Genomic DNA, 8,853 nt, shown 5'->3' on the forward strand with positions numbered 1-8,853 from the left:
AGCGCGCAGCTGGCGCCGCAGGCGCTTGCGGGCCTCGGTGCGGACGTGAACCCGACCAGCACGCTGATGGCCTGGGCCTTCGCCTTCTCCGCTGCGCTCGACGTGCTGGAGGATGATGCCCGCGTCGATACGCGCCAGACATCGATCATGGGCCATTCGCGGCACGGGAAAGCCGCGCTGCTCGCGGCGATCTGGGATCCGCGCATCGAGGCGGTGGTGGCGCACCAGTCGGGCTTTGCCGGCGCCTCGCTGTCGCGTTCGCCGACCGGGGAGCGGCTGGACCGGATGGCCAAGACCTATCCGCACTGGTTATCGCCGGAGGCGCAGGCTTATGCGCGCGATCCGTCCACCTTGCCGTATGACCAGCACATGCTGCTGGCGCTGATTTCGCCGCGCCGTCTGTTCCTCGGCAATGCGCGCCGGGATGTCTGGTCAGACCCGAACTCGAGCTTCCGGGCAGCGCAGGCGGCCGGCGCCATGTGGACAGCGATGGGCGTGCCCGGCATCAGCGGCGACGACATGCGCACGTTTGATCCGACCGATGGTATTGTCTGGTGGCTACGCTCCGGCGGTCACAGCGTCGTCGATGACGATATCCTGGCTTTCATCGATTTCTTCAAGGCGCGCCCGGCTTCTTCCCCGGCGGCATTACCCGGCGTGTTGCAAAGTGCTGAGTCTCCCGGATAGGGTCTGCCCCCGAAACTCAGTTGGGAGGCTGATCCAATGACCATCGACGTCGATTTCCTGAAGCCCGTGCTCGCGCTCGTCCTTTGGACGCTCGTGATGTGGGTGTGGATGTACGCCCTGCGCCTGCCGGCGTTCTCGAAGTACAACATCAACCCGGACGATGCCCGCCATCCCGGGACCTATAGCGACAAGCTGCCGGCGCTTGTCCGCTCGGCCGCTGACAATTACAACCACCTGCACGAGCAGCCTACCATCTTCTATGCCCTGATGTTTTTCATGGCGCTGACCGGCGGCAACGACAACCTGGCGGGGCTGGTCGCGTGGATCTATGTCGCCCTGCGGATCCTGCACTCCATCGTGCAGGTCGTGGTGGGCAAGGTGGCCCTGCGCTTCCTGGTGTTCACAGCCGCCACCTTTTGCCTGGTCTTCCTCGCTGGTACGGAAGCCCTGCGCATCTTCGTGATGCCTCCGGCGCTGTAAGGCTTCCACGCGGTGTGAAACCGGATTAAAGGGCGGCCATGGCTTCCCTTTCCCTGACCCGACTCCAGCAGGTGATCGACCGGTATGAGGAGGTCGAGGCCCGCATGGGCGCGACTTCCGACTCCAAAGAGATCATTGCCCTGTCCAAGGAGCATTCCGAGCTTCGTCCTGTCGTGGAGAACGCGCGCCAGCTGCTGGCCGCGCGCCGCGGCCTTGCCGATGCGCAGGCGCTTGAAGCCGCCGGCGATGCCGAGATGGCCGAACTTGCGCGGATGGAGATCGAGGAGATCAGGGACGCCCTGCCCGACCTCGAGCAGGCGATGCAGATCCTGCTCCTGCCCAAGGATGTCGATGACAAGGCGAACATCGTGCTGGAGTTGCGCGCCGGAACCGGCGGCGACGAGGCAGCCCTGTTTGCGGGCGACCTGTGGCGAATGTACACACGCTATGCCCAGATCATGGGCTGGAAAATCGAGATCGTCGACGCCTCCGAAGGGGAGGCGGGCGGCTACAAGGAGATCATCGCCAACGTGTCCGGCGACGGCGTGTTTGGCCGGATGAAATGGGAAAGCGGCGTGCACCGGGTCCAACGTGTGCCGGCGACGGAAACGCAGGGCCGTATCCATACCTCGGCGGCAACCGTCGCGGTTCTGCCCGCGCCCGAGAATATCGAAATCGACGTGAAGGCCGAAGACATCCGTATTGATACGATGCGCTCGTCAGGCGCCGGCGGCCAGCACGTCAACACGACGGACTCGGCGGTGCGGATCACGCACCTTCCGACAGGGATCATGGTCACGAGTTCGGAGAAGTCCCAGCACGTCAACCGCGAGAAGGCGATGGATCAGCTGAAGATCCGCCTGTACGAACGCGAGCGCGCCGAGAAGGATGCGGCGCGTTCCGAAGCGCGTGCAAACCAGATCGGTTCGGGCGACCGAAGCCAGAAGGTCCGCACCTACAATTACCCCGAGAACCGCGTCACCGATCACCGCATCGGGCTGACGCTCTATTCGCTCGACCGCATTGTCGCCGGCGACAAGCTGAACGATGTGGTGGAAGCTCTGATCACGGAAGACCAGGCGCGCAAGCTGGCGGCCATGGATGCCGGCTGAGGCCCGGGGGATGACGGCGCCGACCTTCGACGAACTGATCCGTTCTGCCGCCCGGAAACTGGACGCGGGCGGCATTTCTGACGCGCGGCAAAATGCGATGATCCTGATGCTCGCGGCGTTCGGTGACACCCGCGCGGCGCTGATTTCGGCGGGCACCTCGCCGGTGCCGAAGGGTGTGCAGAACGCCTTCGAGGCGGCGCTTGCCCGGCGGCTGGCGCGTGAGCCAGTGCAGCACATTCTCGGCCATACCGGATTCTACGGCCTGGAGATTCTCAGCGATGCCCGCGCGCTTATACCGAGGGCGGACAGCGAGATCGTGGTGGAGCGGGCACTGGCGCGGCTGCCCCGGGACGCCCCGGTCAGGGTCGCCGATCTCGGCACCGGCACGGGCTGCCTGCTGGCGGCGATCCTGTCGAACCGGCCGCTGGCGACCGGTATCGGTGTGGAGGCCAGTCCGGCGGCGGCGTCACTCGCGCGTGAGAATTTCCGGCAACTTGGACTTGAAGGCCGCGGGGAGGTTTTCGAAGGCAGCTGGACGGCCTGGAACGGCTGGGGCGAGGCGGACCTGATCATTTCCAACCCGCCCTACATCGCCAGCCGCGAGATCGAATCGCTGGAGCCGGAAGTCCGGCAATATGATCCGATGGGAGCGCTCGATGGCGGCGCGGACGGACTGGACGCCTACCGCCAGATCATCCGCATTGCAGCCGCCCGGATGCAGCCCGGGGCGCCGCTGGTGCTCGAGATCGGCCACGACCAGCGCCCCGCCGTGCTCGGGTTGCTGGACACCGCGGGCTTTGCCGAATTGGCACACTGGCGCGACCTGGGCGGAAATGATCGCTGTGTAATAGGGCGGGCGCCCGAGCCTGCCTGCTGATTTTCCGCTTGTTGGCCCGCCCGTTACACAGTAGAACAATTTCAGCGAGGGGCAGTCTGCCGGAGAGGCAGATAATTAACGCTGCCTTCGTTCGGGTTCGGTGGAAACGGATAAGTCCCTCCCCAATCCCGCCTGCAAGCAAGATGACCATTCGAAAACTTGGCTTGCCGGTGACCGCTGGTTTACGAACACAGGACAAGACCCATTCATGAAACGCTCACGCGGTCGCAACAGGCGCCCAGGCGGCAATCAGCAGCAGAACGCCTTCAACAATCCGAACCGTCACTTTGAAAGCGTCGGTCCGGATGTGAAGATCCGTGGCTCTGCCCAGCAAGTTCTGGAGAAGTACCAGCAATACGCCCGCGACGCGCATACCAGCGGCGACCGCGTATTGTCCGAGGCCTACTTCCAGTATGCGGAACATTACCAGCGCATCGTGGCCAAGCAGAACGAGGCGCGTACCCAGCAGCAGGGCGGCCAGCCGCCGAATCGTAATGGCAATGGCAACGGCCCGCGCGATGACCGTGACCCGCGCGGCGGTCACGACCGCGATTCTCGCGGCGGCCAGGACGAGGCGAACCAATCCTATGATGAGCGGGGCGAAGCCGAAGTGGTGACTGCTGCCACGTCGCGCCGGAGCGACGAAGAGGTCTCTGATTCGCTGCGCGTGATCGACGCCGATGACGACCGCGATGATGTCGCCGAAGCCAGCGAGAACGAACCCTCGGAAGCCCGGGGCGAACGCGCCGGCGGCGACAAGGCCCGCCGGGCCCGCAAACCGTATCGTCCGCGCGAGGAAGGCGCTGTCAGCGAGGACCGTCCGCCGCGCGAAGACCGTGCACCGAGAGAGCCCCGCGAGGCGCGCGAGCCGCGTCCGCCGCGTGAACCTGTGGTTGCCGTGTCCGAAACCGACGGCGTAATGAAAACGCTCGCCCGCGGCCGCCGCAAACCGGCCTCGGAAGAGGGCGTCCCGACCGAGACGGCCGACTAGGTAGTTTTCCTGCGACCAGATGTCAGCGCCCCGTCGTCACCGGCGGGGCGTTTCATTTGCGCCAAGATGCTTGCGCCGGGCGGGCAGCCATCCCAAATCCCCTGTAACAGAAAGGCCGCCGCTGAGCGGGGCCGGACCCGGGCCTTCAATCTGCCTTTCAATGGGGATGCAAAACCATGAATATCGAACAGTATACAGAACGTGCGCGCAGCCTGATCCAGAGCGCCCAGACGCAGGCCCTTTCTGCCGGCCATCAGGTATTGACGCCCTCCCACATCCTGAAAGCCCTGTTTGATGACCGCGACCAGCTGGCCGTGAACCTGATCCGCGCGGGCGGTGGGCGGCCCGAATTGGCGATCCAGGGCGTCGATGCGGCGCTGGCGAAACAGCCGAAAGTGTCCGGCAATACTGGCGGGCTCCGGCTTGAACAATCCGGCGCGAAACTTTTCCAGGAAGCCGAAGCGGGCGCGAAGAAAGCCGGCGATGCGTTCGTGACCGCCGAGCGCCTGCTGCTCGCGATTGCCGGTCTCAGCGGCGATCCGGCCGCCGAAGCGCTGAAGGTAGCGGGCGTCACGCCGAAGGGCCTCGAGAGTGCCATCGTGCAGCTGCGTCAGGGCCGCACGGCCGACAGTCAGAATGCAGAGGAAGGCTACGAAGCGCTGAGGAAGTATGCGCGCGACCTGACGAAGGATGCGCGCGAAGGCAAGCTTGATCCGGTGATCGGGCGCGATGAAGAAATCCGCCGCGCGATCCAGGTGCTGTCGCGCCGCTCCAAGAACAACCCTGTGCTGATCGGCGAGCCCGGCGTCGGCAAGACGGCGATTGCCGAAGGCCTTGCCCTGCGCATCGTCAATGGCGACGTGCCGGAAAGCCTGAAGGGCAAGCGCCTGCTCGCGCTCGACATGGGCGCGTTGATTGCCGGCGCGAAATTCCGCGGCGAGTTCGAGGAGCGCCTGAAAGCAGTGCTTACGGAAGTCACGCAGGCCGAGGGCGGCGTGGTCCTGTTTATAGACGAGATGCACACGCTGGTCGGCGCCGGTAAATCCGAAGGCGCGATGGATGCCTCCAACCTGCTCAAACCGGCGCTGGCGCGCGGTGAGCTGCACTGTATCGGCGCCACCACGCTCGACGAGTACCGCAAGCATGTGGAAGGCGACCCTGCGCTCGCCCGCCGTTTCATGGCGGTCTATGTCGACGAGCCGACGGTGGAGGACACAATCTCGATCCTGCGTGGACTGAAGGGTCGCTACGAGGCGCACCATGGCGTACGTATCTCGGACGCCGCCATCGTTTCTGCTGCAACGCTGTCGAACCGATACATCACCGACCGGTTCCTGCCCGATAAGGCCATCGACCTGATGGACGAGGCAGCTGCGCGCCTGCGCATGCAGGTGGATTCGAAACCTGAAGAACTCGACGAGATCGACCGGCGCCTGATGCAGCTGCGGATCGAAGCCGAAGCGCTGAAGAAGGAAAAAGACACGGCCTCGCAGGACCGGCTGAAAACCATCGAGGGCGAGATCGCCGGGCTCGACACGCGCTCGCGCGAACTCGCGACCGCCTGGGGCGCAGAGAAGGACAAGCTGAAAGGCGCGGCCTCCGCCAAGGAAAAGCTCGACCGGGCCTATTCCGACATGGCCGAAGCGCAGCGCCAGGGCGATCTTGCGAAAGCCTCCGAGCTGAAATTCTCAACCATCCCGGCGCTGGAGAAACTGATCGCGGAAGTTGAAGCCAAGGGCGACGCTGATGGCGGGCTCGTCTCGGAAGTCGTCCGCCCCGAGCATATCGCCGGCGTCGTCTCCAAGTGGACCGGCATCCCGGTCGACAAGATGATGGAAGGCGAGCGCGATAAACTGCTGCGCATGGAAGACACGCTGCGCGGCCGCGTTGTCGGGCAGGAAGATGCACTGCTGGCGGTCTCGAACGCGGTGCGCCGCGCGCGCGCCGGCTTGCAGGACCCGAACCGTCCGATCGGCTCGTTCCTGTTTGTTGGCCCGACCGGCGTCGGAAAGACGGAGCTGACCAAGGCGCTCGCGGGTTTCATGTTCGATGACGAAGCGGCTGTGCTGCGCCTCGACATGTCGGAGTATTCCGAGAAGCATTCGGTCGCCCGCCTGATCGGCGCGCCGCCGGGCTATGTCGGTTATGATGAAGGCGGCGCCCTGACTGAAGCCGTCCGCAGGCGTCCTTATCAGGTCGTGCTGTTCGACGAGGTCGAGAAGGCCCACCCGGACCTGTTCAACACGCTGCTGCAGGTGCTTGATGATGGCCGTCTCACGGACGGCCAGGGCCGCACGGTGGACTTCAAGAACACGATCATCATCATGACCTCGAACCTGGGCGCCGACGCGCTGGCGAGCGGGGAGGAGGGCGAAGTCTCCGAGAGCGCCCGCGAGCATGTGATGAGCGCGATCCGGCGTCATTTCAGGCCGGAGTTCATCAACCGGATCGACGAGATCGTTTTCTTCAAGCGCCTCGGCCGCGGTGAGATAGACCATATCGTCGACATCCAGATGGGCCGCCTCGAAGGCCTGCTCCGTGAACGGAAGATGAATCTGGAGCTCAGCCTTGCCGCCCGCAACTGGCTGGCCGCGCGCGGCTATGACCCGGTCTACGGCGCACGGCCGCTGAAGCGCGTAATCCAGAAGGAGCTGCAGGATCCGCTCGCGCGCTTGCTGCTGGAAGGCCGCATCCTCGACGGAGAGACAATCCGTGTCGATGTCGAAGGCGACGCCTTGTCGATCAACGGTGTGCCGAACAACTTCGCCAAGGGGCGCGCGGCCCTGAACTGAGCCCTACAAGCATCTTGCTGTTTTTGCGAATCAAAAATATGCTATAAGGCTTTGTTTTATATCGGCTTTTGTCCGAAAGCCGTGGCCACTTTTCGGAACGCCGCTTTAACGCGCTCCCGGCCGGATGGCTTTCAGTTGCGCCGTCATCACTTCGCTGGCGGCGGGTGCTGCAGGGTCGGCGCCGCGAAGCGTATCGATCACGTCGCGTTGCACGCGGAAAGCCTCAAACGCCGTCGCATTGCGCGAGAGGTCTCGGCCCGTAGGCAGTTCCAGTGTCACCGGGTTCACGTAGGCGCTGTTACGCAGCACTTCATAGTGCAGGTGGGCGCCGGTGCTGGAGCCGGTGGAGCCGACATAGCCGATCGTGTCGCCGCGCATCACAGTGCGGCCCGGCGTCAGCCCTTCGGCGAAGGCCGACATGTGGGCGTAGACAGTCTCGAAGCCGCGTTCGTGCTGTATGCGGACGAACCAGCCATAGCCCTCGCCATACTTCATGTCGGTGATCAGGCCCGACCCGGCGGCGCGGATCGGCGTGCCGACCGGCGCGCGGAAGTCGACGCCAGCGTGTAGCAGCATGTCGCCGGTGATCGGGTGGATGCGGTTGCCAAAGCCGGAGCTGATCTGGCTGCCACGCACCGGCTCGCGGATCAGGAACTCGTCACCGGCCACGCCATTGCGATTGAAGAATTCCGGAACGCCGGTGTCTTCCGGCACATAGCGGTACCAGCTGCCGGCGACCTTCTGGCCATTGAACGCAGCGAAGACGAGATCGCCGGCTTCGAGGAAGTTGCCGCGCTCGTCGGCAATCATCTCGATCACGATGTCGAAGCGTTCTCCTTTGCGGCCGCCCCGGGCGAGCTTCGGGTCTTCGGGGAAGAGGCTGGCAAAAGTTTCGGCATGAGCGCGGGTGCCGCCCTCGTCATGGATGGCATCGGGCAGGCTTGTGGCGATCTCGCCGGAAATCCGGTGCAGCGCGATCGAGGTCTTGGCGGCGAGGGCGCTGGCGAAATAGGTGCCGTCCTCACGGCGTGTTGCGGCGAGGGTGGTTTTCGGATCGATCCGGATGCTGACACCGGTGAGAACCGGGTTCGCGTCCGGCCCGGTCTCGTCAAAATACGCGATGAAGGGAGATCCCGGGCGCAGGCGTGTGGCGCGCGTGGGCGCAGCTTCGCGCAATGCGGCCGCGGCGCCAGAGGCATCGATGGCCGAAGCGCCAAGCACTTCCAGCGCGTCCGCCGTGGCAACGTTCGCGGTGATCCGGCCCGTGCGGGCGGATGGGGCGGCCGCGAGAGCCTCGATCCGGAAATCGGTTGCGGCAAACGCATCTGCGCCTGCCGGAGAAGGCTCCGCCCGCACCATGAGGAACAGGCCCGCCATAACGGCAAGGACGGCGACGGCGCCAAAGCGTTCAAGCCAGCGGTAGGGCGTATCGAGGCGCCTCACTGTCGCGGGTGCCTGCGGCTTCGGGCTCGCCATGCATTAACCTCGTTTCCTGAAGATCGGGCCTTCAAGCACGGGATGAGCAAGAACGGGGCCAGATTCCCCCTTCTGGCGAGGTTAAGGAAGCGAACCGCGCTGCAGGCGCTGTGTCAGGGCGTGGGCGGCGGCGCAGCGGGCGCGGCGCCGGTTTTGGCAAATGCGGTCGCATCGGCCATCTGTCCGTCCTTGGCGGCCCGAAGGGCGTCCACCATGGCCTTGTGCGCCTGGAACTCTGCCAGCATGGCGGGCTCTTCTTCCAGCTTGCGGCCATTGGGCAGTTTCAAGGACATGACGTTGACCGGCTTGCCCTTGATATAGACCTCGTAATGGAGATGCGGTCCGGTCGAGGCGCCGGTCGAGCCGACATAGCCGATGACCTCGCCCTGTTTCACCTTGCGGCCCGCCTTGATGCTTCTGGCATAACGGGAGAGGTGA

The 8,853-nt window shown here is 64.8% G+C and carries 7 protein-coding genes and 1 pseudogene; 6 read left to right on the plus strand and 2 right to left on the minus strand.

The annotated features are described in order from the left end of the window. The 6 genes and pseudogenes from WEA77_RS00295 to clpB form a co-directional block, all read left to right on the plus strand. Positions 1-687 (plus strand): annotated as a pseudogene (locus tag WEA77_RS00295) (alpha/beta hydrolase); the annotation flags it as partial. A 36-nt stretch (positions 688-723) separates the two neighbouring features. Then, on the plus strand, positions 724-1,167 hold the full coding sequence (locus WEA77_RS00300) for an MAPEG family protein (protein ID WP_368065877.1): 444 nt from the start codon (positions 724-726) through the stop codon (positions 1,165-1,167). Positions 1,168-1,205: 38 nt separating this feature from the next. After that, positions 1,206-2,279 (plus strand): peptide chain release factor 1, encoded by a 1,074-nt coding sequence (prfA, locus tag WEA77_RS00305; protein WP_368065878.1) that lies wholly within the window; start codon positions 1,206-1,208, stop codon positions 2,277-2,279. 10 nt (positions 2,280-2,289) lie between these two features. Next, positions 2,290-3,156, plus strand: a complete 867-nt coding sequence (gene prmC, locus WEA77_RS00310; RefSeq protein ID WP_368065879.1) for a peptide chain release factor N(5)-glutamine methyltransferase — start codon at positions 2,290-2,292, stop codon at positions 3,154-3,156. Positions 3,157-3,364: 208 nt separating this feature from the next. Beyond that, positions 3,365-4,147, plus strand: a complete 783-nt coding sequence (locus tag WEA77_RS00315; RefSeq protein WP_368065880.1) for a DUF4167 domain-containing protein — start codon at positions 3,365-3,367, stop codon at positions 4,145-4,147. Positions 4,148-4,323: 176 nt separating this feature from the next. After that, positions 4,324-6,939, plus strand: coding sequence for an ATP-dependent chaperone ClpB (gene clpB, locus WEA77_RS00320; protein ID WP_368065881.1), 2,616 nt, complete (start codon positions 4,324-4,326; stop codon positions 6,937-6,939). 105 nt (positions 6,940-7,044) lie between these two features. Here clpB and WEA77_RS00325 read toward each other — a convergent pair whose 3' ends face one another. Together WEA77_RS00325 and WEA77_RS00330 are read right to left on the minus strand one after the other, a co-directional pair. Then, a complete protein-coding gene (locus tag WEA77_RS00325; protein WP_368065882.1) occupies positions 7,045-8,415 on the minus strand; it encodes a M23 family metallopeptidase in 1,371 nt (456 codons plus the stop codon). Positions 8,416-8,528: 113 nt separating this feature from the next. Next, on the minus strand, positions 8,529-8,853 hold a 325-nt coding region (locus WEA77_RS00330), incomplete at its 5' end, for a M23 family metallopeptidase (RefSeq protein ID WP_368065883.1).

The sequence above is a fragment of the Hyphomonas sp. genome, from assembly GCF_040882205.1.
In the GTDB taxonomy this organism is placed as follows: Bacteria; Pseudomonadota; Alphaproteobacteria; order Caulobacterales; family Hyphomonadaceae; genus Hyphomonas.